The organism is Pseudomonas corrugata, from assembly GCF_001269905.1.
In the GTDB taxonomy this organism is placed as follows: domain Bacteria; phylum Pseudomonadota; class Gammaproteobacteria; order Pseudomonadales; family Pseudomonadaceae; genus Aquipseudomonas; species Aquipseudomonas corrugata.
Window position 1 is genome coordinate 645,811 of the sequence record NZ_LHVK01000003.1, and the last position, 26,377, is coordinate 672,187.

The 26,377-nt window shown below is 60.2% G+C and carries 25 protein-coding genes; 13 read left to right on the top strand and 12 right to left on the bottom strand.

Going from position 1 to position 26,377, the window contains the following annotated elements; all coding sequences use genetic code 11:
- Positions 1 to 43: 43 nt before the first annotated feature.
- Positions 44 to 994: a TAXI family TRAP transporter solute-binding subunit gene (locus AD665_RS03285; protein ID WP_024779274.1), complete on the bottom strand. Its 951-nt coding sequence runs from the start codon at positions 992 to 994 to the stop codon at positions 44 to 46.
- A gap of 103 nt (positions 995 to 1,097) precedes the next feature.
- The gene (locus AD665_RS03290) at positions 1,098 to 2,123 is read right to left on the bottom strand and encodes a LacI family DNA-binding transcriptional regulator (protein ID WP_024779273.1); all 1,026 of its coding nucleotides are present in this window, start codon (positions 2,121 to 2,123) and stop codon (positions 1,098 to 1,100) included.
- A gap of 179 nt (positions 2,124 to 2,302) precedes the next feature.
- Between AD665_RS03290 and AD665_RS03295 the strand changes: the two genes are divergently transcribed.
- The 3 genes from AD665_RS03295 (at position 2,303) to AD665_RS03305 (ending at position 5,979) form a co-directional block, all read left to right on the top strand.
- A complete protein-coding gene (locus tag AD665_RS03295; RefSeq protein WP_053190875.1) occupies positions 2,303 to 3,478 on the top strand; it encodes a Gfo/Idh/MocA family protein in 1,176 nt (391 codons plus the stop codon).
- A complete protein-coding gene (locus AD665_RS03300; RefSeq protein WP_024779271.1) occupies positions 3,475 to 4,554 on the top strand; it encodes a sugar phosphate isomerase/epimerase family protein in 1,080 nt (359 codons plus the stop codon). Before AD665_RS03295 ends, AD665_RS03300 begins: the two co-directional genes overlap by 4 nt.
- 195 nt (positions 4,555 to 4,749) lie before the next feature.
- Complete coding sequence (locus AD665_RS03305) at positions 4,750 to 5,979, top strand: nucleoside permease (RefSeq protein WP_024779270.1); 1,230 nt, start codon at positions 4,750 to 4,752, stop codon at positions 5,977 to 5,979.
- Between the two features lie 25 nt (positions 5,980 to 6,004).
- Here the strand turns inward: AD665_RS03305 and AD665_RS03310 are convergent, their stop codons facing one another.
- Positions 6,005 to 6,661, bottom strand: a complete 657-nt coding sequence (locus tag AD665_RS03310; protein WP_024779269.1) for a polysaccharide lyase family 7 protein — start codon at positions 6,659 to 6,661, stop codon at positions 6,005 to 6,007.
- Positions 6,662 to 6,923: 262 nt separating this feature from the next.
- Between AD665_RS03310 and AD665_RS03315 the strand changes: the two genes are divergently transcribed.
- Entirely contained in the window at positions 6,924 to 7,259 is a 336-nt protein-coding gene (locus tag AD665_RS03315) for a hypothetical protein (RefSeq protein ID WP_024779268.1), read from the top strand.
- Positions 7,260 to 7,396: 137 nt separating this feature from the next.
- Here the strand turns inward: AD665_RS03315 and AD665_RS03320 are convergent, their stop codons facing one another.
- From AD665_RS03320 to AD665_RS03345, 6 genes are all read right to left on the bottom strand, one after another.
- A complete protein-coding gene (locus AD665_RS03320; RefSeq protein ID WP_024779267.1) occupies positions 7,397 to 9,160 on the bottom strand; it encodes an L-lactate permease in 1,764 nt (587 codons plus the stop codon).
- Between the two features lie 167 nt (positions 9,161 to 9,327).
- Positions 9,328 to 9,885 (bottom strand): thioesterase family protein, encoded by a 558-nt coding sequence (locus tag AD665_RS03325; protein ID WP_024779266.1) that lies wholly within the window; start codon positions 9,883 to 9,885, stop codon positions 9,328 to 9,330.
- A 276-nt stretch (positions 9,886 to 10,161) separates the two neighbouring features.
- Positions 10,162 to 10,542 carry a RidA family protein gene (locus tag AD665_RS03330; protein ID WP_053190878.1) on the bottom strand — a complete coding sequence of 127 codons (381 nt, stop codon included), beginning with the start codon at positions 10,540 to 10,542 and terminating at the stop codon, positions 10,162 to 10,164.
- A gap of 73 nt (positions 10,543 to 10,615) precedes the next feature.
- Positions 10,616 to 11,482 carry an NmrA family NAD(P)-binding protein gene (locus tag AD665_RS03335; protein WP_024779264.1) on the bottom strand — a complete coding sequence of 289 codons (867 nt, stop codon included), beginning with the start codon at positions 11,480 to 11,482 and terminating at the stop codon, positions 10,616 to 10,618.
- Positions 11,483 to 11,507: 25 nt separating this feature from the next.
- Positions 11,508 to 12,185 carry an SOS response-associated peptidase family protein gene (locus AD665_RS03340; RefSeq protein ID WP_053190880.1) on the bottom strand — a complete coding sequence of 226 codons (678 nt, stop codon included), beginning with the start codon at positions 12,183 to 12,185 and terminating at the stop codon, positions 11,508 to 11,510.
- 205 nt (positions 12,186 to 12,390) lie between these two features.
- On the bottom strand, positions 12,391 to 13,293 hold the full coding sequence (locus AD665_RS03345; protein ID WP_053190883.1) for a LysR family transcriptional regulator: 903 nt from the start codon (positions 13,291 to 13,293) through the stop codon (positions 12,391 to 12,393).
- A 100-nt stretch (positions 13,294 to 13,393) separates the two neighbouring features.
- Here AD665_RS03345 and AD665_RS03350 point away from each other — a divergent pair, with 100 nt between their 5' ends.
- A complete protein-coding gene (locus AD665_RS03350) occupies positions 13,394 to 14,257 on the top strand; it encodes an aldo/keto reductase family oxidoreductase (RefSeq protein ID WP_053190886.1) in 864 nt (287 codons plus the stop codon).
- Positions 14,258 to 14,290: 33 nt separating this feature from the next.
- Here AD665_RS03350 and kefC read toward each other — a convergent pair whose 3' ends face one another.
- Positions 14,291 to 16,117, bottom strand: coding sequence for a glutathione-regulated potassium-efflux system protein KefC (gene kefC / locus AD665_RS03355; protein ID WP_053190889.1), 1,827 nt, complete (start codon positions 16,115 to 16,117; stop codon positions 14,291 to 14,293).
- Position 16,118: 1 nt separating this feature from the next.
- The gene (kefF, locus tag AD665_RS03360; RefSeq protein ID WP_024779259.1) at positions 16,119 to 16,640 is read right to left on the bottom strand and encodes a glutathione-regulated potassium-efflux system oxidoreductase KefF; all 522 of its coding nucleotides are present in this window, start codon (positions 16,638 to 16,640) and stop codon (positions 16,119 to 16,121) included.
- Positions 16,641 to 16,974: 334 nt separating this feature from the next.
- On the opposite strand from kefF, the gene AD665_RS03365 reads away from it, so the two are divergent.
- Positions 16,975 to 17,454, top strand: a complete 480-nt coding sequence (locus tag AD665_RS03365) for a VOC family protein (protein ID WP_024779258.1) — start codon at positions 16,975 to 16,977, stop codon at positions 17,452 to 17,454.
- A gap of 132 nt (positions 17,455 to 17,586) precedes the next feature.
- Here AD665_RS03365 and AD665_RS03370 read toward each other — a convergent pair whose 3' ends face one another.
- Positions 17,587 to 17,985 (bottom strand): RidA family protein, encoded by a 399-nt coding sequence (locus AD665_RS03370; protein ID WP_024779257.1) that lies wholly within the window; start codon positions 17,983 to 17,985, stop codon positions 17,587 to 17,589.
- A 134-nt stretch (positions 17,986 to 18,119) separates the two neighbouring features.
- Here AD665_RS03370 and AD665_RS03375 point away from each other — a divergent pair, with 134 nt between their 5' ends.
- The 7 genes from AD665_RS03375 to AD665_RS27295 all read left to right on the top strand — a co-directional run bounded on the left by AD665_RS03375 (position 18,120) and on the right by AD665_RS27295 (position 26,376).
- Positions 18,120 to 19,046, top strand: a complete 927-nt coding sequence (locus tag AD665_RS03375) for a LysR family transcriptional regulator (RefSeq protein WP_053190892.1) — start codon at positions 18,120 to 18,122, stop codon at positions 19,044 to 19,046.
- A 57-nt stretch (positions 19,047 to 19,103) separates the two neighbouring features.
- A complete protein-coding gene (locus AD665_RS03380) occupies positions 19,104 to 19,844 on the top strand; it encodes a CPBP family intramembrane glutamic endopeptidase (RefSeq protein ID WP_053190894.1) in 741 nt (246 codons plus the stop codon).
- 118 nt (positions 19,845 to 19,962) lie between these two features.
- Positions 19,963 to 21,357, top strand: a complete 1,395-nt coding sequence (locus tag AD665_RS03385; protein ID WP_080996552.1) for a TolC family outer membrane protein — start codon at positions 19,963 to 19,965, stop codon at positions 21,355 to 21,357.
- Between the two features lie 165 nt (positions 21,358 to 21,522).
- Positions 21,523 to 23,667 carry a type I secretion system permease/ATPase gene (locus AD665_RS03390; RefSeq protein WP_053191301.1) on the top strand — a complete coding sequence of 715 codons (2,145 nt, stop codon included), beginning with the start codon at positions 21,523 to 21,525 and terminating at the stop codon, positions 23,665 to 23,667.
- Positions 23,668 to 23,672: 5 nt separating this feature from the next.
- A complete protein-coding gene (locus AD665_RS03395; RefSeq protein ID WP_053190898.1) occupies positions 23,673 to 25,097 on the top strand; it encodes an HlyD family type I secretion periplasmic adaptor subunit in 1,425 nt (474 codons plus the stop codon).
- 78 nt (positions 25,098 to 25,175) lie between these two features.
- The gene (locus AD665_RS26680; protein WP_055136291.1) at positions 25,176 to 25,568 is read left to right on the top strand and encodes a hypothetical protein; all 393 of its coding nucleotides are present in this window, start codon (positions 25,176 to 25,178) and stop codon (positions 25,566 to 25,568) included.
- A gap of 37 nt (positions 25,569 to 25,605) precedes the next feature.
- Complete coding sequence (locus AD665_RS27295) at positions 25,606 to 26,376, top strand: hypothetical protein (protein WP_155514777.1); 771 nt, start codon at positions 25,606 to 25,608, stop codon at positions 26,374 to 26,376.
- Position 26,377: the final 1 nt, after the last annotated feature.

Here is a 26,377-nt window from a genome sequence, read left to right on the forward strand (position 1 = left end):
CGGGAGGGCGCAGCGACGGTCATCGCCGCTGCGCCGGATCGGCTTACAGGGCGCCGACTTCCTTGTAATAGCGCTCGGCACCGGGATGGAGGGGGATAGGCAAGTTTTTCGCGGCTTTATCCAGTGTGATGTCTTTGGCCGCGGAGTGGGCGCTGCCCAGGCGGGGGAGATTCTCGAACAGCAACTTGGTCATCTGGTAGGCCACCTCGTCCGGGACGTCTTCACGGGTGACCAGGATGTTGGTGATGGCTACGGTGGGCACGGCTTCGGCCTGGCCGTCATAGGTATTGGCCGGGATCGTTGCACTTTGGTAGGCCGGGTTGCCGATTTTTGTCACCACGTCAGTCGGAATCGACACATAGTTCAGCGCCATGGTCGAGGCCAGGTCACGGATGGCCGCCATCCCCAACCCCGAAGACTGGAGCGTGGCATCCAGTTGACGGTTCTTGATCAGGTCCACCGATTCGGCGAAGGGCAGATATTGGACCTTCATATCGGTGTAGCTAAGCCCCGCTGCCTTGAGAATGGCTCGCGCGTTCAGCTCGGTGCCGGATTTTGCCGCCCCCACGGAGATGGACTTGCCCTTGAGGTCGGCCAACGTCTTGATGCCCGACTCCTGGCTGGCAACGATCTGAATGTAATTGGGGTAGGCGCCGGCGATGGCGCGTAGTTTGGTCAGCGGTGCCTTGAAGCCGGCATCTTCCACGCCATTCTTGGCGTCAGCCACCGAATCGCCCAGCGCGAGGGCCAATTCTCCGCGCCCGGCCTGCAGCAGGTTCAGATTTTCCACCGAAGCCTTGGTGGCTTGCACCGAGGTCTTGGCGTCCTTGATGCCGGTGCTGTAGATCTGCGACAGCCCGACTCCGATCGGGTAATAGACCCCACTGGTGCCCCCCGTCAGGATGTTGATGTAAACCGGAGCGGCCTGGACCGCGGTCGTGACCGCCAAGGCTGCCGCGGCGGCCAGGAGGGTGAAGCGCTTGTTGACTCGCATGGAAAACTCTCCGTCTTGTTATGGCTTTATGCAGAGTCCTCCCACTTTAGTCCAAACGGGCCGCGAAGTGGCGAATCAATAGCGCATCAAAGGAGGACGGCAGTCATTTCTGAGCATTCCTGGAGGGCGCCAACCCTGGCACGGCGCTGCTGTCACGCACCGTCAGCTCGAACGGCAGCACCACATGCCGTTCGGCAACGGGCTTATTTTCGATCAACGCGATCAGCATCTCTACAGCCCTGCGGCCAAAGGTTTCGGCAGGCTGCGCAATGGTGGTCAGGGGCGGATCGCAATATGCCGCGAACGGGATGTCATCGAAGCCCACCAGCGAAATATCCTCAGGTACCCGCAACCCCGACTCCTTGATGCGCTTGAGGGCGCCGATGGCCATCTCGTCGTTTTCACAGAACAGCGCACTGGGACGCTCGGCCAGCGCCAGCATCGCACCGGCTCCATCGTACCCGGCGTTCAAGGTGAAGTCGCCGTGACAGATCAAGCCAGGGTCGACGGCCAGGCCGGCCTGGCGCAAGGCGTCCTCGTAACCGGCCACGCGGTCCAGCGTCAGGGGACTGCTGCGGGGGCCCTTGATGATGCCGATGCGACGGTGACCGAGACCGATCAGGTACTCGGTCATGGCTTGGGCGGCGGCGCGGTTGTCGAGGCTGATGGTGGGAAAGCCGGCATCCTTGATCACTTCGCAGGCGTTGACCAGCGGCAGGGCTTCGGCACCTGGAGGGAGCGACGCGAAAGGATCGCTTGCCCGCAACTGGATCACGCCATCGGCCTGGCGCGCATAGACCAGCGCCGCGAATTCCCGCTCGACTTCTGCCCGGCCCTGGGTGTCGCACAACAGCAACCGATAACCCGCCGCCTGGGCGGACTGCTGGGCACCGCTGATGACTCTGGCAAAGAACGTATTGGCGATGGCCGGCACGAGGATCACCAGGTTGCCGGTGCGACGGGAGCGGAACTGCACGGCCATCAGGTTTGGCCGGTAACCGGCCTGTTCCACCGCCGCGTTGACCTTGTCCCGTGTCTCGGGCAGGACCCGTTCGGGAGATTTCAGCGTTCTGGACACTGTAGCCACCGACACGCCGGCCAGACGGGCCACTTCACGGATATTGGACAAAATCACCTCGATCGAGCGCCGGAAAATAGCGGCACGAGAGGGAGCTTACCGCAGGTTGGACGCCTCACAAACGTCCTTGCGTGAAGACCGTGGGGTTTGACATGCCGCAAAACTGCGCCTAGATTCCGCTGTGATGTAACCGGTTACATCGTTGTCGGCCCTGACCTGAGAGAATCGCGATGAGTCCTGTAGCACCAAAAATAAGACTGGGTTTCGTGGGCGGAGGAGACGGCGCTTTCATCGGGCAGGCCCATCGTCAGGCCGCGGGCCTGGACGGTGGCTTCGAGCTGGTGTGCGGGGCATTCAGTCGCGATGCCCGCAACAATCAACAAACCGGCACAGCCCTGGGGCTGGCCGCTTCCCGCTGCTATAACGACTGGCAGCAACTGTTGGACGCCGAAGCAGCATTGCCCGCGGACCAGCGCATGGAGCTGCTGGTTATCGTGACCCCCAATCACCTGCACGCACCGATTGCTGGCCAAGCATTGAAGGCGGGTTTCCATGTGTTCAGCGAAAAGCCCGCGGCGTTGAACCTGTGTGAGCTGCTCGGGCTCAAGGATGTGTTTAAAGGCAGCGACCGTCTGTACGGCCTGGCCCACACGTACCTGGGGTATCCCATGGTCTGGCAGGCCCGGGAGATGGTGCGCAGCGGCGTGATCGGCACAGTGCGCAAAGTGCTGGTGGAGTACCCCCAGGGCTGGCTCAGCCAGGACGTCGCCGGGCAGGGCAACAAGCAGGCCGGCTGGCGTGACGATCCCCAGCAGTCTGGCCTGGGCGGCTGCATCGGCGACATCGGCACCCACGCCTTTTCCCTCGCAGAGTTCGTGACCGGCCAGCACGTCGAACAGCTCTGTGCGGCATTGGGTACCCACATTCCGGGCCGGCAGTTGGACGACGACGCCGCGATGCTGTTGCGCATGAGTGATGGCGCCAGCGGCGTGTTGATCGCCAGCCAGGTCTGCGCCGGTGAAGAGAACCCGCTGAAGATCCGCGTCTATGGCGATAAAGGCGCCCTGGAATGGCGCCAGGAGGAACCGTCGAGCCTGATCCATCGGGCCCTCGACCAACCCCTGAGCATCCTGCGTTGCGGCGTCGGCCAGCCATGGTTGTGCGAGGCCGCCACACGCCGCATGCGCCTGCCGGCCGGGCACCCCGAGGGTTACCTGGAAGCCATGGCCAACCTCTATGGCGATTTCGCCCATGCCATTCGTGAAAGGCTCAAGGGTCCCGATGTGCCTGGCGTACCCGGTATCGAAACCGGCTTGCGCGGCATGGCGTTCATCGAGGCCGCCCTCATCAATCATCGTGGCGAGGCGAAGTGGACCGCGCTGCAGACTGAAGAGTCGCTGTTGTGAATACCGCCGATCAGACACCGAGCGGCTTGCGAGGGCCGGCTATTTTTCTGGCCCAGTTCATGTCCGACGAGCCGCCGTTCGACACCTTGGCGAGCATTGCGCGGTGGGCCGCTTCACAAGGGTACAAAGCCATTCAGTTGCCGACCTTGGGCACACGTTACATCGACCTGGCCCGGGCCGCCGACAGCCAGGCCTACTGCGATGAGATCAAGGCCACCTGCGCAGAGGCCGGCGTCGAGATCAGCGAACTGTCGACGCACCTGCAAGGCCAACTGGTCGCGGTACACCCGGCGTTCGACGCGCTGTTCGACGACTTCGCTCCGGCCCATCTGCGCGGCCAGTCCCAGGCCCGGACCGAGTGGGCCATCGAGCAACTCAAGCTGGCGGCCCGGGCCAGTCAACGCTTGGGGCTCAGTGCCCATGCGACGTTTTCCGGCGCGCTGTTGTGGCCCTACATGTACCCGTGGCCACAACGCCCGAGCGGGCTTGTCGAACAAGGGTTTGCCGAGCTGGCCCGGCGCTGGCTGCCGATTCTCGATTGCTTCGAGGCGGCCGGGGTGGACCTGTGCTACGAAATCCATCCCGGCGAGGACCTTCACGATGGGGCCTCGTTCGAGCGTTTCCTGGAAGCGGTCGATCACCATCCGCGGGCAGCCATCCTCTACGACCCCAGTCACTTGCTGCTGCAGCAGATGGATTACCTGGGTTTCATCGATCGCTACCACGCGCGCATCCGTATGTTCCACGTCAAGGATGCCGAGTTCCGCCCCGATGCCCGGTCCGGTGTGTACGGCGGCTACCAGGGCTGGATGGAGCGTCCTGGCCGGTTCCGTTCCCTGGGCGATGGGCAGATCGATTTCAAATCGATCTTCAGCAAGTTGACCCAGTACGATTTCAGCGGCTGGGCAGTGCTGGAGTGGGAGTGCTGCCTGAAGGACTCGCAACAGGGTGCCGCCGAAGGGGCTGCGTTCATTCAGCGGCACATGATCAACAAGAGCCGCAAGGCGTTCGATGATTTTGCCGGGGTGACGGCGGATGAAGCGTCCAATCGGCAGCTGCTGGGGCTGCCGAGGTAACCGATACCAAAAAACTGTGGCAAGGGAGTTCATTGTGGGAGCAAGGCTTGCCCGCGATAAAGCCGACGAGGTCCTTAGGAAGAATGAGGCGCCTGCGTCGCGGGCAAGCCTTGCTCCCACAGTAAATCCCCTCGCCACACACAAGCTTTTACCAACTGGCTGGCTTACAAGAACAACAAATAGACGGTGACTGTCATGACCACGATGAACGCACGCTTGAGCGTGATGATGTTCCTGCAGTTCTTTATCTGGGGCGGCTGGTTCGTCACCCTAGGGACCTTTCTTTCCAGCACCCTGGGCGCCAGCGGTGGGCAGATCGGCATGGCGTTTTCCACTCAGTCCTGGGGCGCGATCATCGCGCCGTTCGTGATTGGCCTGATAGCCGACCGCTACTTCAATGCCGAACGTATCCTGGCGGTGCTGCACCTGTTGGGCGCGGTGCTGCTGTATCAGCTGTATGCGGCGCAGGACTTCAGTGATTTTTACCCGTTCGTGCTGGCGTACATGGTGGTTTATATGCCGACGCTGGCCCTGGTCAATTCCGTAGCGTTCCGTCAGATGCGCGATCCGGCGCTGGAGTTTTCCCGTGTGCGGGTGTGGGGCACCATTGGCTGGATTGTCGCGGGTGTGGTCATCAGTTTCGTGTTCGCCTGGGATTCTCGGGAAGCCATTGCAGCGGGCGGCTTGCGCAACACCTTCCTGATGGCGGCGATTGCCTCGCTTGCCCTGGGCATCTATAGCTTCACGCTGCCGGCCACGGCCCCGCTCAAGGCTCAAGCCGGCGGCGGAATGAAGCAACTGCTGGGCCTGGACGCCCTGGGGCTGCTCAAGGACCGCAGTTACCTGGTGTTCTTCATCGCCTCGATCCTGATCTGCATTCCGCTGGCGTTCTATTACCAGAACGCCAACCCGTTCCTGGCCGAGACCGGCATGACCAATCCCACGGCAAAGATGGCCATCGGGCAGGTGTCCGAGGTGCTGTTCATGCTGCTGTTGCCGCTGTTCATTCTGCGCTTCGGTATCAAATTGGCGTTGTTGGTGGGAATGCTGGCGTGGGCGTTGCGCTACCTGCTGTTCGCCTACGGCAACAACGGTGACCTGGCGTTCATGCTCTTCACCGGCATTGCCTTGCATGGCATCTGTTATGACTTCTTTTTTGTCTCGGGGCAGATCTACACCGACGCCAAGGCGCCGGAGCATCTGCGCAGCTCAGCCCAAGGGCTGATCACCCTGGCGACCTATGGCCTGGGCATGTTGATCGGCTTCCGGGTAGCGGGACAGGTCACTGATCATTTTGCCGAAGCGGGCGGTCATGACTGGACCAGCATCTGGTTGTTCCCGGCCGGTTTTGCGCTGCTGGTGTTCGTCTGCTTCCTGGTCGCCTTCAGTGGCCGGCAGGCGGTCGCCGTACCGTCAAAGGCCTGAAGCGCAGTACGGCACCGAACGCCGGTCATTTATGACTGACGTCCAGTTTGGAGTAGGTCACTTTCCCGCCTTCGGTGGCATAGCCGACGTTGTCCAGGGTGTAGACGCCCGCTTTGAAGTAGAAGTTGTAGCCATACCAGGACGGATCCAGCTTCACCTGTTTGCCAAGGTTGTTGATCAGTACGGTGACCTTGCCCTGTTTGTCCATCTGCAGGGTGTAGGTAAAGACTTTGTTCAAGGCAACGTTCGGCACGGTGAACATCACCGGGCTTTTTGCATCCTTGGGCTTGACCCGGTATTCGACATCCAGGTTGCCGACACCCTTGGTGAAACGGTAGACGAGCTTGAGCAATGGGGCGGGTGCGTCCTTGGCGTGGATCTGCGCGACGACCACGCGACCGGCCGAGGGCACCTGATTCACAGCCAGGGTGCCTTTGAGGGTATTGACCCCGCTGTTAAATCGCCAGTTGCGCAGCTTGCCGTCTTTCGAGGTTTCCCGCAGCTCGGAGCGCGGGTACTTGCTCTTACCTGTGTGGGAACCGGTTACCGGAGCCCAGAACACGATCTTGTCGCCAGTGTGGGTGAAATACTGGTTGCGCAGGGTCGGCACCGCCTTGGTCGCAACGGTCAGGGCCGGGGTTTGTATCGGAAGGGTGATGTTCCAGACAGTCAGGTCAATCATGGTCAAGCGCTCCAACGGTGTAGCCGGTGCAGATCGGTGTCAGCCGGCAAGGGCAGAATTGCCTTCCGTGGCGCAATCATCTGGTTATCGACATGGCGCTGATTCGCTGGAGGATGTTGGCGGGGCAACTGACGAATGGCTCTAACTTGAGCGTTGTGGACGGTTTTTCGACTTGCGCGCAGACAATGTCAATTTGATGTTAATCGGGTAAAGTACGCGCCGCCCGAGAGATGGATCCCGGGCGTTTCCCATGGAGTAGTCAATGAAAAGTTTCAGCAAAGTTGTCGCCACCGCCCTGTTCGGCCTGGTCCTGGCGGGTTGCACCGGTACCCCGATGAAGACCCAGCAGTACGACAGCAGCCAATACACCGTTGTCGGCCACAGTGAAGCGAAGGCCACTGGCCTGTTGCTGTTCGGCGTGATCCCGATCCGCCAGAACAACCGCTTCGTACGCGCCCAGAACGCCGCGATCCTGGCCAAGGGCGGCGACGCCATGATCAATACCCAAGTGCAGGAAGACTGGTTCTGGGCCTGGGTCCTGACCGGTTACACCACGTCGGTGTCCGGGGATGTGGTCAAGCTGAAGAACGTTCAGTAAAGGTCAGTTCGATCGTGCCCACGCTCTGCGTGGGTACGTCGCCCGGGACGCTCCGCGTTCCGCTTCTAAAGCGTGACGCGGAGCGTCACTGGATGCATTCCCACGCAGAGCGTGGGAATGATCGGTAGACGTTCCGGTCAATGCCCCCCGACCACCATGCGACTGAACGGCTCGACATACGCCTGCAACGTCACCAGCCCGCCCACCAGAATCGCCAGCACCACCGAGTGGAAAAACACGTAGCGCAGGATTTCCCCTTCATGGCCATACCAACGGGTGGCGGTGGAGGCGACCACGATCGACTGGGCATCGACCATCTTGCCCATCACCCCGCCGGAACTGTTGGCGGCGGCCATCAACACCGGGCTCAGGCCCAGTTGCTCTGAAGTCACCCGTTGCAAGCCGCCGAACAGCACGTTGGAGGCGGTGTCCGAGCCGGTCAGCGCCACGCCCAGCCAGCCCAGCAAGGTGCCGAACATCGGGTAGAAAATGCCTGTCGCGGCAAACGCCAGGCCCATGGTGGCGTCCAGTCCCGAATAACGGGTGAGAAACCCCAGGGCCAGCATCGCCACGATGGTAATCAGCGAATAACGCACTACCCATAGCGTTCTCAGGTACTGGTGCGCCAGTTGCGGGATGGAATAGCCCATCAGCAAGCCGCCGAGAATAGCTGCCAGGAAGATGCCGCTGCCGGTGGCGGTGAACCAGTTGAACTTGTAGACCGCTTCCTCGGTTTTGGGCTGGGGCACCACCGGAGGCACTTTTTCGATGTGCTGGTGGATGGTTTCGAAGATCAGCAGGGGTGAGAAGATGGGGTTGGCCTCGCGCATCGGCTTGCCCTGGGGATCGAGTCGCGCCGATTGAGTCTGGGGATCGATGGCCGGGCGGGTATCGAACAGGTTCTTGAAGCCCTGGGTACCCCAGGCAAACACGAACACCGTGAGGATGATCCACGGCATCCATGCCCGCAGCACCGCTGGCCGGGTATCAGTCGAGAACGCTGTGCTGGTCACCGGCTGCTGTTCTTCGCTGGCGTCGATCTTTGAATCATCGTGTCGCCCCGACAACGCTGCGGAGGTGTGTACCGTGGCCGGCTTCCAGACTCTGAGAAAGCCGGTGAGGCAGGCCATGGAAATCAGCGCGGCGATCACATCCACCAGCATCGGCCCATGGTAGTTTGAGACCACGAACTGAGGGATGGCGAAGCTGACGCCGGCCACCAGGATCGCCGGCCAGACCTCCAGCATCTTGCGCCATCCGGCGAAGGCCCAGATCAGCCAGAACGGTACGATCACCGAAAAGAACGGCAACTGCCGGCCGACCATCATCGACAGTTCCATTTCATCCAGCCCGGTGACCTTGGCCAGCGTGATGACCGGGGTGCCCAAGGCGCCGAACGCCACCGGTGCCGTGTTGGCGATCAATGCCAGGCCGGAGGCGGCCAGCGGTGAAAAGCCCAGTCCGATGAGGATCGCCCCAGTCACCGCCACCGGCGTACCGAAGCCCGCCGCCCCCTCGAAAAACGCACCGAAGCAGAAGGCGATGAGCAGCAATTGCAGGCGCCGGTCGTCGGTGATTCGCGCCAGGGAATCCTGCAGGACCTTGAACGAGCCGTTTTCGGTGGTCAGCCGGTGCAGGAAGATAATGTTGAGCACAATCCAGCCAATGGGCAGCAACCCGTTGGCCGCCCCGTAGAGCGCCGCCGTACCGGCCATGCCGGCTGGCATGCCGAAAGCGAAAATCGCGATCAGCAGGGCCGAGGCCAGGGCCAGCAACGCCGCCAGGTGCGCCTTGATATGAAAGAACGCCAGGGACGCCAGCATCACCACCACCGGGACCGCCGCCAGGAACGTCGACAGCACCGCATTACCGAAGGGATCGTAGACTTGTTGCCAGACCATGTTCCACCTCTGCTTTTTATTGTTGGAAGTGCAGGCCCCAGGGGGGATTGGCAGAAGAGTATAGGCGGGGATCCGGCAGGGCATGGGGGCATGCCCCCGTCCTGTCTGGGGCCGCTTCGCGACCCAGCGGGAGCTAGCTCCCTTGCCACAAAGGCGATGATGTTCGGCTAACGCGTGTCAGTGCGTGCGCCTTCTTCCAGTCGAAGCTCCAGGCTCAAGTCATCGCAACTTCTCGACCAGGCGCTGAGCCAGTCGGGCATGGCCGGCGGCTGTTCGTCCAGGCCCAGGGCGCGAATGAACTCAGCCGGTGCAATCGTGCCCTTGGCCGAGCGGAACAGGCCACGCATGACAACCACCCCGACCACACGCCCCCGACTCATGAAACGGTGTTCCATGAACGACCACTTCTCGTCCCAGCCGAGCATCCGGGTGTGCACCTCGAATGCTTCGAACAGCTTCAATTCGCGCCTGAACTTGCCCCAGACATCCCCTACGATCGGCACCGCCCGGTTGCTCAACGCCACTTTGTAGGCGCCGCTGCGCAGCACGTAATCCATGCGTCCGACATCTGCCAGTGTGAAATAGCGGCCGTTGGTGACGTGGCGGTTGAAGTCCAGATCCAGCGGCCATACACGCATGCGCACCACGGTGGTCTCCAGAGGAGCCATCGGCTTGCGCCAGGGGCGACGAAACAGCATCAGCAACAGTCGGAACCAGAGATTCATGGAAATACCGCAAAGGGAAAAAAGCCCACTTTAGACAGGTGGAATGGCCTGGGCCAGGTGCGCAAATGACTGTTTGCCCGCAAAACGCGCATTTGGGACATGTCTGCATACCTGATTGCTCATGCCCAGCTATGAGCCGCTGGCACCGATGTAGAAATGGCGGGACGCCACCAGACCGGTGGGAGCTGTGGTCGGGAAAACTAATGTGGGAGCGAGCCTGCTCGCGATGGCGTCGGCACAGTCAACCCCACTGCGAGCAAGCGTGTTGCGAGCCCTTCAACCCTTGGCTGCCATTGCCGTGACTTCCACCCGCATGCCCTCGACCCCCAGTGCCGCCACGCCGATCGCGGCGCGCACCGGCCAGGGTTTGGCGAAGAAGCGTTTGTACACTTCGTTGAAGGCTGCGCGTTCGGTCATGTCGGTGAGGTAGATGGTCAGGTGCAAGACCCGGTCCATGGAACTACCGGCACGCTCCAGCGCAGTCTTGAGTGCTTGCAAGGTGCATTCGCTCTGCAGGGTGATGTCGCCCAGCTCCAGGCTGCCGTCGGCGCGGGTCGGGATCTGGGTGGTGACCAGTAGGCCACCGAAGCCGGCGACGTCCGAAGAAATGGAATCCGCATCCGGGTCCGGAGTGAACGTGATGTCTGGGTTGGTCATGCGGCGCCTCATGGGGAAAAGGAAAAAGACGCCGCAGTTTACCGTCCAATGGTGCGCCGTTCCCGGCTTTCCTTCATCGATTCTCTCTTTGCACCAGCGCCTGGATGTAGGTTTCAATCGTGGTGGTGCCGCGCAGCCCATCCTCGGCAACCTCGAAGCCGCTGTCGACGCTGATCTCTGTCATCCGGGTATAGGATTGCGCGGCGGCGGGGCTGAAACCGAGGTCCAGGAACGCATCTTCCCAGCGGTTCCTCGGTATTACCTGCACCTCGACCGGCCTGCCTAGCGCCTGGGAAAAAGCCTGCGCGACATCGTTGGGTGAATACAGGCGAGGCCCTTGCACATAACGAACGCCGATGTCGGTTACCGGCGACAACAGTCTCGCTGCTGCTGTTTCGCCCATGTCCCGGGGGGCAACCATGGGCAGGGCCAGGTCTGCCGGAAGCAGGGTTGGCAGCTTGCCTGTCGTGCGGACGGTGTCGAGCAGGCTGTCCCAATTGCTCATGTAGTAGACGGCGCGATTGATCGCCGCCGGGATTGATTGATTGCGCAAGCCTTCTTCCAGCTCCCACAAGACACTGAGGTCACCGAGACGCTCGCCGGGTTGGGCACCGGCAGTGGACTGGGCGACGATCTTCTCAAGGCCCGAACCGTCCAGCGCGGCGAGAATATTGCCCACGGTATGTCTTTCCACCGCATCGGTATCAGTACTCGGAGCGGCCGGTGGATTGAGGATGAAGGCCCGGCGCCCGAGTCGGAAGGCGGCGCGCAGCGACTCGACATCCTGCGCATCCGCCTCGACAATCCGAGCGCCTTTGCCGCGCCATTCCTCCCCATGGGCGGCGTTGCGAGTCAGGAGCGTCACCGGCGCTGCCTGGGCCAGCAGCGCCTGGACGGTGGCCGAACCAACATGTCCTGTGCCTCCCATGATCACGTACATGATTCACCTCCCTCCCGGCCCAGGATCAAAGGTTGGCCTGGGCCTGGGCTGTCATTGCCGTTTCAAGGTGCGGCTCCGCGCCGTTCAGGCGCTCGGCCAGTTGGTAGGCCTGTTCCCAACCGAACTCAGGCTCCAGCCAATCGAGCGCGTCGTCTGTGCTCAAGGCCAGTACACGTTGCTGTTGGCCGGCAATATCGCCATAAGTCACCAGGGCCAGGCCGTCGCAGCCCAAGGCGGTTTCGCTGGCCTGGGCCAGGGCCGCCAGAAAGATCGGGGCCGATTGTCGGGACGTCGTATAGCTGAAGTCTTGCGCCTGGGCCGAGTCGCAGTGCCCCTGCGCTTCGTACCAGCCTTCCACGGCCACCAATACACGGCCTTCGCGCTTGATGGGGTCAAAGACCTTGGAACGCATCACCAGGTGCAGCGGCAGATGCGTCAGTGGGGGCATCGTTCCCACCGACCAGATGGGCGACCAGCCCCAGCGAACCTTGATGGACTCCAGGTGCCCGCCGCGACGGCGGATGGCACTGACCTGCATGTTCGGCTTGATCAGGTTGTGCCGCTCCTGGGGACTGGCGGGCACCGTCCTGTACAAGTCCAGGTGCGTCACCGCTATATCGAAACGTCCGCCCGAGGTGTCTCGCTGGGCGAAATACGCCAGGGCGTCCTTTGAGGAAACGTGCTGAACAAAACCCTCACACATGGCGAAAACTCCTGGAATCGAAACGCAACAGACCGTCGAGGCGCTAGCCGTTCGAGTCTCGACTGCTCAAGCGCGTCATCACTGATTTCAGCGGTGTCATGTAGGTCCGAGCTACGTGCAGGGGCTTTGTTCGAAAAATCTTCGGGGCGCGGGACGAGCGGCTGTAGTCGTTACCACGAGGCAAGACGAGCGGTGCAACGAGGAGTCAGTGGCTCCGGTTCTCGTTGATGAAATCCACAAAAGCCCGCAACGGCGAGGGCAGGTAGCGGCGACCGGGGTAATAGAGGTACGGTCCACTGAAAGCCTGCCACCAGGGCTCCAGCACCGGCACCAATGCGCCACTGTCCAGGTAGGGCTTGAGCCAATCCTCGAACAGGTAGATTACCCCCAACCCATCCAGTGCGGCTTTTATGGCCAGATCCACCGCGCCTGCCACGCGGAAAACCAAGGGACCGCTCGGGTCCACGCTGATGGTTTCGCCGTCACGTTCGTATTCCCAGAGCGGCATGGCGCCACTGGGGAACTTGCCCCGCAGGCAGGCATGCTGGAGCAGGTCCCGAGGGTGCTCGGGGCATCCCCTGGCCTGGAGGTAGGCCGGTGAGGCAGCCGTTGCGAAACGCTGCAAGCGTGGACCAATGGGAATGGCGATCATGTCCTGTTCAAGGCGATCATCGTAGCGGATACCGGCATCACAACCGGCCGCGAGCATGTCGACGAAACTTTCTTCGGTGACGATCTCCAGGCGAATGTCGGGGTAGCTTCTCAGAAACGGAGTGATGATCGAGGGCAACACCAGCGTCGCTGCACTGACCGGCACATTCAGCCTGAGGGTGCCCGAAGGACGGTCACGGAACTCGTTGACCACGTCCAACGCGGATTCGACTTCACCCAGGGCTGGCACGATACGCTCCATCAGCCGAGCGCCGGCCTCGGTCGGCACCACGCTGCGGGTAGTGCGGTTGAGGAGGCGCACACCGAGCCGGCTTTCCATCCGTCGTACCGCATCACTGAGGCTGGAGGCGGATTTGCCGCTCAGCCGGGCGCCTTCCCGAAACCCCTTTGCGTTGACCACGGCCACGAAGGACAAGAGGTCTTGAATATCCGTCATAGTGTTCTCTGTGCCGTACAACCCGTTCGGATTGCACCTGATTATCAGTGGAGTGGTCAACGCCTATAGTCGGCTCATGCATTAATCCAAGGGGTACGTGATGAGCAGGGCAGACAAGGCAGGGAGTTTTTTTCTGGGCGACCGCAAGGTCAATCGCATGGGCTACGGCGCGATGCAATTGGCGGGGCCCCACGTGTTCGGGCCACCGAAGGACCCGGCAGCGGCTGTCGCGGTGCTGCGTGAAGCTTTGGCCGCTGGGGTCAACCATATCGATACCGCTGACTTCTATGGCCCCCATGTCACCAACCGTCTGCTTCGCGAAGCACTGCACCCTTACGCCAGTGATCTGGTGATCGTTACCAAGGTGGGTGCAGTTCGTGGTGCTGACGCCTCGTGGAATCCCGCCCTGAGCCCCGTCGAGTTGACCCGGGCCGTTCACGACAACTTGCGCAACTTGGGCGTGGATGCATTGGACGTGGTCAACCTGCGGGCCTGGGGCAACATGCAAGCGCCCACGGAGGGCTCCATCGAGGAGTCCTTCTGCACACTGGCGGACTTGCAGCGCCAGGGTCTCATCCGCCACTTGGGGCTGAGCAACGTCACGGCTGCGCAGGTCAAGCAAGCCCAGGGCATTGCCAACGTGGTGTGTGTGCAGAACCACTACAACTTGACTCATCGAGGTGACGAGCAACTTATCGCTGACCTGAATCGACAGGGCATCGCCTACGTACCGTTCTTTCCACTGGGTGGCTTCACACCGTTGCAATCGCAGGCCCTTTCAAGCGTCGCGGCACGCCTGGAGGCATCACCGCTGTGCGTGGCGCTGGCGTGGTTGCTGCAACGTGCGCCGAACCTGCTACTGATTCCTGGTACATCGTCAGTGGCGCACTTGCGGGAAAACCTCACGGCCAGCGAACTGCGGATCCCGGTGCCGATGCTGGCCGAGCTGGACGCGCTGGCCTGAGCCGCCCGGAACGTCTTCGTCCGTTGGGTGACCTCAGCTACGCGCCTCATCCGTCTCGTTGAGGTGATGTTCAGGCCAGCGGTCGGCGGGACGTGCGCGATCTTCGTTGAACATGTCCGTGAGCAGCGCGTTGGCGCGGCGGTAGGCGTCGTGGCGGAACTTGAGGTCATCCTCTGGCTGGGCGACTATTTCCTCCAGCATTCGCAAGTTCAGGCGACGGAACTGATCCGCCCGTTCGCGCGCCTCGTAAGCCCCGACGCCCATCTGCATCAGCGCACGTCGGCCCAATGACAGCGCGCTCTCGAAGGTTTCCCGTTCGGCCGCCTCCACCCCCATCTGCCGCAGGGTGATCAGGTGTCCCATGTCCCGCGCCCGCACGATCAGCTTCAGCGTGGGGAAGTGCTCCTGAACCAGCCGGGTCAGCGCCAGGTTGTCCTGCTGATCGTCAATGGCATTGATCAGCACAACGGCCTGGGCCGCGCCGGCCGCATGCAGCAAGTCGAGGCGCGTGGCGTCGCCGTAGAAGACTTTCACGCCGAATTTACGCAGTGTCTCGATGTTGTCGGGGTCGTGATCCAGTACCACCACCTCGACGCCGCAGGACATCAGCAAACGTCCGGCGATCTGCCCGAAACGACCGAACCCGGCAATGATGATGCGTGGGTTCTGCTGATCGACGAGGTCGGATTCCTCGCGGTTTTTCTGGGTGACGGACTCTAGTCGACCCAACAGCAGGATCAGCAAGGGGGTCAGGCACATGGACAGGGCCACCGCCAGCGTCAGGCTCTTGCCCCATTGATCGGTCAGGATGTCGGCCAGCGTCGCGGCACCGAACACCACGAAGGCGAATTCGCTGCCCTGGCCCAGCAACACCGCCTGCCACGAACGCTGACCCGCGGGTACGTTGAGAAACCGGCTCACCGTCTTGATCACCAGCAGCTTGATCAGGATGAAGCCCAGGGTCAGGGTGGCAACCTTCAACGGCGTGTTGATCAGGGTGCCGAAGTCGATCGACATGCCGACACCGATGAAAAACAGTCCCAGCAGCAGGCCTTTGAATGGCTCAATGTCGCTTTCCAGGGCATGCCGGTATTCGGAACTGGCCAGCAGCACCCCGGCGAGGAAGGCGCCCATGGCCATCGACAGGCCGGCTTCTTCCAGGAGAAAACCGAAGCCGAACACCAGGAACAGTGCCACGGCGCTGAAGATCTCCCGCAGGCCCGAGCGGGCGGCGAAGCGCAGCAATGGCCGCGTCACATAGCGTCCCAGCAGCACGACGACGCTGATGGCCGCAACGATCTTGACGATCGACAGCGCCAGAGCGGTGCCCGACGGTGTTTCACCGTGGGCCGATAGCAAGGGAATCATGGCGACCAGGGGAATGGCCGCGATGTCCTGGAACAACAGCACGGCAAAGCTGCTGCGGCCGACGGCGGTTGCCGTCAGGTTGCGCTCATTCATCGCCTGCATGGCAATCGCCGTGGAGGACAGGCTCAGGGTCAGGCCGACCAGCAACGCGGCCGTCCAGTTCAGACCCAGGGCTTCGCAGAACACCGCGATCGCAGCGCCACAGGCCAGCATCTGCAAGGCGCCGCCACCGAATACCATGCGCCGCAGCGCCCAAAGCCGTTTGGGGTCGAGCTCAAGCCCGATGATGAACAGCATCAGCACGACGCCGATTTCGGCGAATTCCAGGATGGCCTTGACGTCGGTAATGAGCTTCAGGCCCCAGGGGCCGATGATGCACCCGGCCAGCAAGTACCCCAGCACCGGGCCCAGGCCCAACCTGACGGCAATCGGCACGATCAATGTCGCCGAGGCCAGGTAGATGAGCATCTCGATCAGGCTGTGAGTCTCCATTTCAGTCTTCCTTCCAAGAGGCCAGGCGGGCGCGGTAGTGTTCGATTTGTGCGTGTTGGGCCTGAGATTCGGCGGCATAGGCACCGTGGACGACGACCGGATCCAGCCAGCGCATGCGACAGTAGACAGCCGTTGCGTGGAGGGGCTGGGCCAACACGGAGAAGCCTGGGTGCGCACCGATCTCGAAATGGTCCTGACCGCCGCCCGTGCTGACGGCCCACAGCAGGCTCTTGTCCTTGAGGGTCGTGGAGCCTTTGCCGTATGCCCAGCCGTGGGTGAATACCTTGTCGATCCACAATTTCAGCAGGGGCGGCATGCTGTACCAGTACATCGGGTGCTGGAGGACGACCAGTTGTGCCTGTTCGATGGCGCGCTGTTCGGCTTCGACGTCGATGTCGAAATCCGGGTAGAGATCATAGAGGGACCGTACGACCACGTCCGGAAGGCTGCAGGCCCGTTCGAGCATCTGCTGGTTGACCCGTGATTGGTCGGGGTAGGGGTGGGCGTAAACGATCAGGATCATCGGGGCGATTCCAGGGCGGGTCCAGGCCGAAAGGCCGGACATCCTACCGAGGATGGCCCCGGTTGTTCAGGTTTTGTTTGCCAACGGAGTGGCCGGTTCAATGGCAGATGGTGTTGGAGGCGAGATAGCCTGGCGGATTTCGTAAGGTGGCCAGAGTGCCAGGAACGCGATGGCAAGGAGTTGCACCGCGCCCCGATGCACAGATGGTTCATCCTGGCGACCACGTGGCCCTTTCGCCTGCGGCGTCCGATGCGAAAGGCCGTTTATCACCTGATCGATCCCGAAAAAAGTGCGCTGCTAGACTGCACCGACCAATCCCTCTCGGAGAAGCCGGATGAATAACAAGAACAGGATCTGTCTCTGGTACGAAGGCGATGCCGTGGAGGCGGCGCAGTTCTACGCCGCGACGTTCCCGGACAGTGCGGTACACGCCGTCCATCACGCGCCTGGCGACTATCCGTCGGGCAAGGAAGGCGATGTGTTGACGGTGGAGTTCACGGTGATGGGTATCCCCTGCATCGGGCTGAACGGCGGCCCGGTGTTCAAGCATAACGAGTCCTTCTCGTTCCAGGTGTCCACCGATGACCAGGCTGAAACGGACCGTTTCTGGAATGCGATTGTCGGGAACGGCGGTGAGGAAAGTGTCTGCGGCTGGTGCAAGGACAAGTGGGGGCTGTCGTGGCAGATCAGCCCGCGCATCCTGACCGACGCCGTCGCCGGCCCCGACAAGGCCGCCGCCAAGCGCGCGTTCGAGGCCATGATGCAGATGACCAAGATCGACGTTGCAGCGATTGAAGCGGCGCTGAAAGGCTAGTCGGCTGGCGACTGACCCACCGCCATCGCGAGCAGGCTCGCTCCCACAATGGATCTCCGGTGAACCCAATATCTGCACCACACCCAAATCCCCTGTGGGAGCGAGCCTGCTCGCGATGGCGTCATCACTGACTCACCGCCCAGCGTCAGGCAACCTGGCGATCACCTTGATCTCGAACTCAAACCCATACAGCCACGTCACCCCAACCGCCGTCAGTGTCGGGTGCGGCGCGCTGCCCCAGAATTCAGGCACCACTTTCCAGATCGTCTCGAATTTCGATTCGGGATCGACCATGAAAATGGTGACGTCCACCACATCGTCAAAGGTGCAATCGGCGGCGGTGAGAATCGCCTCCAGGTTGGTGAACGCACGCCGCACCTGAACCTCCAGGTCCGGCTCCGGCGAACCGTCGTCGGTGCTGCCGACCTGGCCCGATACGAAAAGAAAACCATTGGACCGGATCGCCGGCGAATAACGGTTGCGCTCGTAAAGCGCTTGGCGTCCAGGTGGGAAAACTACATCGCGCGTCATGGGAACCTCCATCGGGAATCAGTGGGAAATCAACGATGAAGTCACTCTAGGGGCTTGTGTCCGGGCGATAAACGCGCAACCTTGGCGATCACTGTTTGTGAAATCCAAACAATCTGATCGATTACGGAGCAGCAATGGATCGTTTCGATGCGATGCAGGCATTTGCCCGGGTGGTGGAGGCGGGCAGTTTCACCAAAGCCGCCGAGACCCTGCACATGAGCAAGACCACCGTGACCCAGCTGGTGCAGCAGTTGGAGGCACGCCTGCGGGTCAAGCTGCTCAACCGCACGACACGTAAGGTCAACGTCACCGCCCAGGGTGCCGTCTATTACCAACGGGTGTTGCGTTTGCTCGCCGACATGGACGATGCCGAAGCCAGCCTGTCCGATGCCCAGGCATTGCCCAGGGGCCGCTTGCGGGTAGACGTCCCGAGCCCGCTGGCCGCCTTGATCCTGGTGCCGGCGCTGCCGACGTTCCATGCGCGCTACCCGGATATCCAGATCGACATGGGCGTCAGCGATCGCATCGTGGACATCATCGATGAAAGCGTCGATTGCGTGGTGCGCGGCGGCGAACTGACGGACCAGTCGCTGATCGCCCGGCGCATCGGTGATCTCGAGCTGGGCGTCTTCGCGGCGCCGAGCTACCTGGCACGCGTTGGCACCCCGGCGCATCCACGAGACCTCGAAGACTCCCTGCATCGTATCGTCGGCTTCCTCTGGGCCCGCACCGGCAAAGCCGTGCCCTATGCCATGCACAACGCCAATGAACACCTGCACATCAACGGGCGCTACGCCCTGGCCGTCGACGATGGCAACGCCTACCTCGCGGCGGGCCTGGCGGGGCTGGGGGTGCTGTGGCTACCCAAGTACATGTCCAGCCCCCACGAAGCCAACGGCGAGCTGGTACCGCTTTTCGATACGTGGCGCATCGACCCGATGCCGCTCTACCTGGCTTACCCGCCGAACCGGCATATCAGTGCCAGGTTGAGGGTGTTCATCGAATGGATGGTGGAATTGATGGCGCAGCATGCGCCGGTTGCGGATCGTCGTGGGTTGTAAACTGCCAGGACACTCCATCACCGTTGCTCGCTGACTTTCAATGCAAAGGAATGCCGAATGATCGCCGAAGGGTTCGCCGTACTGCTGGACTATTCACTTTATCTGTCACCGGGCCTCGTCCTCCTGGGGCTCTGGTTCGGCTTGACGCCGAAGAGCCAGACCGGATTGCGCATCGCGATTCTGATCCTGGCGTTCGTGCTGATGCGCGACGCAATGACGCCGTTGCGCATGTGGTTCCTCAACGACGACATGCAGATCGGCTTCCTGGCCAATCCGTTCGTGCTGGCTTCGCTGGGAGGGGCGTCGCTGGCGTTGGTCGCGCTGATCGCTCGTGTGTCTCCAGATTTATGGCAGCTTGTCGTGGTGTTCAAGGGCAGCCGACTGGCTGGATTGAGCCTGGGGCTCGTCGCGGGGTACTTGATCGGTCTGCCATTGCGGCTTTACCAAGGTATCGAAGCGGGCGTTATTCCAGGCTACTGGGGTTGGCTGGCGGGCATGACGGTACTGGCCTATGGCGCCAACGCGCTGGAAGAAGTGTTGTTCCGCGGCCTGCTGCAGGGCTATCTGGAGCGGCATGTCAGCGCCCTGCGGGCGGCGTTGACCAGTACCGTGGCATTTTCGGCATGCCACACCTTTCTGGCGCTGAGCGTCACCCAACTCGGTGAGCCCGTTCTGCTCTTCACCCTGATCGAAGGGTTGGCGTGTGGGCTCATCCGCATGCGTTATGGGGTCGTGGCGTCGACTGCCGCGCATGGGACGGCGATCCTGTTGATTGCAGTGCCGATGGTGGGTCATTAGTGAGTTAAACCAAACACTTGAGCCTTGACCTCTCTCACCATCTACCTTAGTTTCGGCGCCCTCATCGGAAAGGCGGGTGAATTGCTCGCAGCTTTCGCGCCATCAAAAGGATTTGTTCATGCGTCGCGCTCAAGGCGTGCTGTTGTTCGCCTGTCTGTTCCCTTCTTTTGTGTTTTGTTCGCCAATAGCTGAGCGGGCTGAGTTGATGGCCGTCTACCGTCAAGCGGTCGCTCATAACTCCGACCTGGCGGCCGCCCGTGCCGATTTTGCCGCGCAGCAGGAAATGGTGCCTCAGGCGCGGGCCAATCTGTTACCGGTAATCAGCACGGGGGCTACGTTTGAGGCTACTCGTCTTACGCGTGATGAGCCGGAGCTTGCACGTGGACGCAGTGGTACGACCTTCCAGGCCAATCTGAAGCAACCTTTATTCAACGCTGCGTTCTGGTATGAACTAAAGGCGGCTAAAGCCGGCACTGCACAAGCAGCGCTGGAACTGTCGGCAAAAGAGCAGGCGCTTATTCTGAAAACAGCGGAGGCGTACTTCGAGACACTGCGCGCCACCGATGCACTGGCGGCATCCGAAGCTGAGGAGGCAGCCCTCAAACAGCAAATGGATCAGGCGCAAGCACGTCTCAAGGGCGGTCTGTCGAGCATCACCGATGTGCTGGACGCTCAGTCCGCATACGATAACGCTCAAGCAAATCGGCAGCTCGCGGAGCGCAAGGTTGAAGACGCCTTCGAGCAGCTGGTCAATCTGACTAACCAGCAGTACGCAAGTATCGAAGGCATGCAACATCAGTTGCCGGTGCTGGCGCCGATTCCAAATGATACGAAATCGTGGGTAGAAGGTGCTGTGCAGCAGAACCTCAAGTTGTTGGCGAGCAACTATGCCGTCGAAGCGGCTGGGGAACGTTTAAGTCAGCGTCAATCCGGACATGCTCCAACCCTCGACGCCGTGGCCTCTTACCGCAAGGGCGATAACGACAGTTTCGGCTACAGCAACCCTAGCGATTTTGGTCAGGATGGATACCGCAAGTACGTCTCTCAAAGCAGCGTAGCGCTGGAATTGACCGTTCCGATCTACAGTGGCGGCCGTGTCAGTTCACAGGCACACGAGGCTTATCAGAGACTGGCTCAAAGTGAGGAACTGAGGGAAAGTCAGCGTCGAGAGGTGGTGCTGGATACCCGCAATTATTTCCGTGCCGTCAACTCGGACATCCAACAGATAAAGGCGCGCAGGCAAACAATCCTGTCGAGTCAACAATCGTTGAAAGCATCCAAGGTTGGCGCCGATGTGGGGACACGTAACACCGTGGATGTGCTTAACGCACAACGCCAACTCTTTAAAGCCGTACGTGACTATAACGACGCACGTTACGACTACATCCTGAACAATCTGCGCTTGAAGCAGGCCGCCGGTACGCTAAGCGCCAACGACCTTCAAAAGCTTGCCGAGTACCTCAAGGCGGACTATGAACCCAAGCATGATTTCCTTCCGTCCGAGTTGATGTAAGGCTCTGAAGCAGGTCTTCAGGGCGGATTTGGATGTCGATATCGCTCGGGAAATCGAATAATGTTACGCCGCCATCATTCTCGCCTGACGCCTTCGAGCCAAGCGGAACACCGGGTGCCCAAGGAAGCCAAGGGCGTACAATGTTTTTTTCGCATGGAAGCGTTTATGCAAGAACAAGGGACTACTCCAGGGCCGTCTGCGACTGCGCTGGATACGGGACTGGCCTGCCTGGCCATGTTGGCGCGTTTTCATAACATTGCCGTCTCCCCGGAACAGCTCGCCCACGAATACGTTGCTGAGGGGCAGCTATTCGGCAAAGCCGAGATACTCCTGGCTACTCGCCAACTGGACCTCAAAGCCAAAGCTATCCGCACAGCATTCGAACGGCTGGGACAAACCCCTTTGCCCGCGATTGCCTGCGCTACCGACGGCGGGTTCTTTATCATCGCCCGCGTGGATCAGGAAAAAATCCTGATCCACGATCCTCGAGCTCAGCGCCCAGAGATGATCAGCGCGGAACAACTTCAGGCACGCTGGAGCGGCGAGCTGATTCTCGTACGGTCCCAAGCATCGTTGACGGCCGACCTGTCCAAGTTCGACTTCACCTGGTTTATCCCGGCCATCGTCAAATATCGCAAGTTGCTCGGTGAAGTACTGCTGGTTTCCTTTGTCCTGCAGATATTTTCCCTGCTGACTCCGCTGTTCTTTCAAGTGGTCATGGACAAAGTGCTGGTACATCACGGGCTCACGACCCTGGATGTGATTGCCATAGGTCTGCTGGGCATCATGTTGTTCGAGACGGTGTTGAGTGGATTACGCAGCTATGTGTTCGCTCATACGGCCAGTCGCATCGATGTGGAACTGGGCTCCAGATTGTTTCGCCATCTGGTCACACTTCCACTGCCATACTTCCAGGCGCGGCGCGTCGGTGACTCCGTCGCTCGGGTCCGTGAACTTGAAAATATCCGCAGCTTTCTCACCGGCAACACCATCACCTTGCTGCTGGACGTCCTGTTCTCCGTGGTTTTCATTGCCGTGATGTTTTTCTACAGCGGCTGGCTGACCCTGGTCGTGTTGTTATCGCTGCCGTTGTACGTCGTGGTTTCGCTGTTCATCACGCCGCTGCTTCGAGCACGTTTGAACGAGAGCTTTGCCCGTGGTGCCGAGAACCAGGCCTTTCTGGTAGAGACGGTCAACGGTATCGACACGTTGAAGTCCATGGCGGTCGAGCCCCAGATCACCCGCAAATGGGATAACCAGCTGGCGGCCTATGTCAGTGCGGGTTTCAAGACCCAGACCCTGTCGACTATCGCCAATGAAAGCGTCTCGCTGATCGGCAAGCTGGTGACCGTCGCAACCCTGTGGCTCGGCGCCCGGCTGGTGATTGACGGTCAACTGTCGGTGGGTCAATTGATCGCATTCAACATGCTGGCGGGCAGAGTCGCCCAGCCCATCATGCGCCTGGCTCAGCTATGGACCAACTTTCAACAGACCGGTGTGTCGGTCCAGCGCCTCGGTGACATCCTCAACACCCGGACCGAGATGTCCCAGGCCACCCGCAGTGCATTACCCGCACTCAAGGGGCGCGTGGAGTTTGATCAAGTACATTTCCGTTATCGCCCCGATGGTTCCGAAGTGTTGCGCGGTGTCAGCCTGGCGATCGGTGCCGGGGAGGTGATCGGTATCGTCGGGCGTTCCGGTTCAGGCAAAAGCACGTTGACTCGTCTCTTGCAGCGGCTCTTCGTCCCGGAGCGTGGCCGCGTACTGGTCGATGGGATGGACCTGGCGCTGGCCGATGTCTCTTCATTGCGTCGACAGATCGGCGTGGTGCTGCAGGACAACATGCTGTTCAACCGCAGCATCCGCGAAAACATTGCATTGACCGATCCGGGGGCGCCTCTGGAAGCGGTCATGCACGCCGCGAAAATGGCCGGTGCGCATGATTTCATTCTTGAATTGCCCGAAGGCTACGACACGATAGTCGGTGAACATGGCGCTTCGCTCTCGGGCGGACAACGTCAACGAGTGGCGATTGCCCGAGCCCTGATCGGCAACCCGCGAATCCTGATTTTTGATGAAGCGACCAGTGCGCTGGATTACGAGTCAGAGCGGATCATCCAGCAGAACATGCAGGCTATCTGTAAGGGGCGAACGGTGATCATCATTGCCCACCGTCTCTCCGCTGTACGCGATGCCAACCGGATTGTGGTCATGGACCGCGGACAGATCGTCGAACAGGGCACTCATCACGAGCTCTTGGCCCATCAAGCGGGACACTACTCACGCCTGCACCGTTTGCAACAAGGATAGTTGCCATGAGCGAACCATCAGCGACACGTCAACTGTTGCGACGCTATCGCAGTGCCTGGCGTCAGGCGTGGCGTCAGCGCAAACAGCTGGACACCCCCATGCGTCTTGCCCACGAAGTCCAGTTCCTGCCTGCTGCGCTCGCGTTGCAGGATCAACCGACCCATCCGGCGCCGCGCTACATCCAGTGGACCATCATGGGCTTTGCCGCATTGGCGCTGCTGTGGGCCTGTGTCGGTGAAATCGAGGTGGTCGCCACGGCGCGAGGCAAGGTTGTCGCCAGCGGCAAGAGCAAAACCATACAACCGAGCGAAGTGGCGGTGGTGAAGACTATCCGGGTTTACGACGGCCAGTCGGTCAAGGCCGGAGACGTGCTTGTGGAACTGGACGCCAGTGCGACCGCCGCCGATGTCAATCGCTACCGGATCGATCTGCTGGCGGCCGAGGTCGACAGTGCCAGGGCCACCGCGTTGCTTGAGTCGATTCAAAGTGGCAAGGAGCCGGGCTCCCTCGCCAGTCACCTGCTCCAGGCAGATCCGCCACAAGTCATGGCTGCGCAGCGCTGGCTTCAAGGGCAATACCTGGAGTTGCGCAGCTCCCTGGATCAGGTCGATGCCGAAATCGAACAACGCTTTGCGGAAATCCAGTCGGCTAAGGCGATGGTTGCATCCCTGCAACAGACGCTGCCGATCACCCGTCGCCTGGCCGATGATTATCGAGAGCTACTGGCCCAGCAATATGTCCCCCGACACGCATTCCTCGAAAAACAGCAAGCCCTGCTCGATCAGGAACGGGACATGGCGGTGCAACAGGCCCGCGTAATTGAACTCAATGCCAGCCGCAAGGAAGCCGAACGCCGCCGCCAGGGCATCCTCGCCCAGACCCGCCGGGCCATGCTCGATCTGCAGCAGCAATCGGAACAGAAAGCGGCAACCTTGACGCAGGAACTCAAAAAAGCCGAGCAACGCGACCATCTGATGAGCCTGACCGCACCGGTGGACGGCACCGTTCAGCAACTGGCGATTCATACCGTGGGTGGTGTGGTGACGGCGGCCCAGCCGCTGATGGTCATCGTGCCCAATGACCAGCCGATGGAAGTCGAAGCCATGCTGGAGAACAAGGATGTAGGGTTTGTTCGGCAAGGGCAGCTGGCTACGGTGAAAGTCGAGACGTTTACGTTTACCAAGTACGGGACGGTCGAAGGGGAAATCATCAGCGTTTCCAATGATGCGATCGAAGATGAGAAGCGTGGGTTGATCTATAGCAGCCGGGTTCGTCTGTTGAAGGACTTCATCATGGTGCGCGATGAGAAGGTGGCGTTGTCGCCGGGGATGTCGGTCACGGTTGAGGTCAAGACGGATCGACGTAGAGTGATCGATTATTTCCTGAGCCCGTTGCAGCAGTATGCGGGTGAGAGTTTGCGGGAAAGATAATTTTGCGCCAGCGCTTGTTGCTTGTGTTACGTGAAGATTTGCTGGGAAACCATTTGTGGTGGGTGGTTCGGGATGTCAATGACTGAATTGAAAGTATATTTTCTGATGCTGGAAATCTGCTTGGTTTGTCTGGGGTTGCTACTTGCGATCCTAGCAGCGTTGAAGTTAAAAGTTGTGAACGCTACCTTGCTATTTATATGGGGTTGCAGCGTTCCGCTTGCTGTTACTTGTTATGCCGTTTGGATTTATGCCAGTGGGGGAGATTGGTGGGGGGCTGCGACGCTTCTTATTTCAATATTTTTGCTTGCGCAGCTAGGTTGGGTGGGAGGTGCTCTGGCCTTTGCGAGTGTGCTGATTAAAGTAAAAGCGGTTATTTTGAGAAAAATGGCACTGTGGATCTCAATTGTCTCTGTGACATGTCATGGTCTGTTTTTGGCGCAGATTCTTGTTTTTGGATATGGCTCTTCATAAACAGTTGGGGTGAACATTCTATTCGAAGGAGAGTGATGTGCACGGGACGAAGAAAATATATTGGTTGATAGCGCTTTTCATGCTAGCGGCCGTACTGGCGGGTTATGGCCTTTGGCTGTTTTCTGAATCGCTAAGAATGCGTTGGGTTCAAAAAAATAATGGTCCCTGGGCGGAGTGGCTAAAGTTACAAGAGCATATTCCTTATAGGTGCGGTAGCTTAGGGGGGTATGAGCTTAAGGTTGACAAGAGCTATTTTTTCTTCTGGCCTACTTATGAGGGGCGAAGCGACTGGGATAAAAATCAGGGGCCTCCCCCCATTGGTTGCGATGCGAAATTGAGCTCAATGCCGCTGGAGGCTTATTGGCCGGGATTATCTCCAGCGGGTGGACGGCCTATAGACCTAGACCAAAGACCTGAACATATCAGTATCGTAGTTGAGTCTGTAATCAATCGAGATAAATGGGATCTCATATTGCATCTCACGCTCGATGATGGAAGCCAAATACAGGCGGGCGAATATCTTGAAGGGCTCGGGTTGTTCCATTTTAGAGGCGTGGGTAAGTATTATCGGGGGGGCGAGGCTGATTACTATTGGGCGGTGGATGATGATGGCCTGATTTCCACGTTTATTGATTGCAGCCCAATAAGAGGTGGGCATGCAGAGTCCTGCAAACAAGTGCGGTTTATCCCGGATATGCAGGCTGCCCTAATTATTAGATATAAATCAGATAGATTGGGTAGTTGGAAAAAGATCACGAGTGATGTGCTTGAGTTTATCAAAAATAACTCGAAATCAAAAGGAGTTTGAG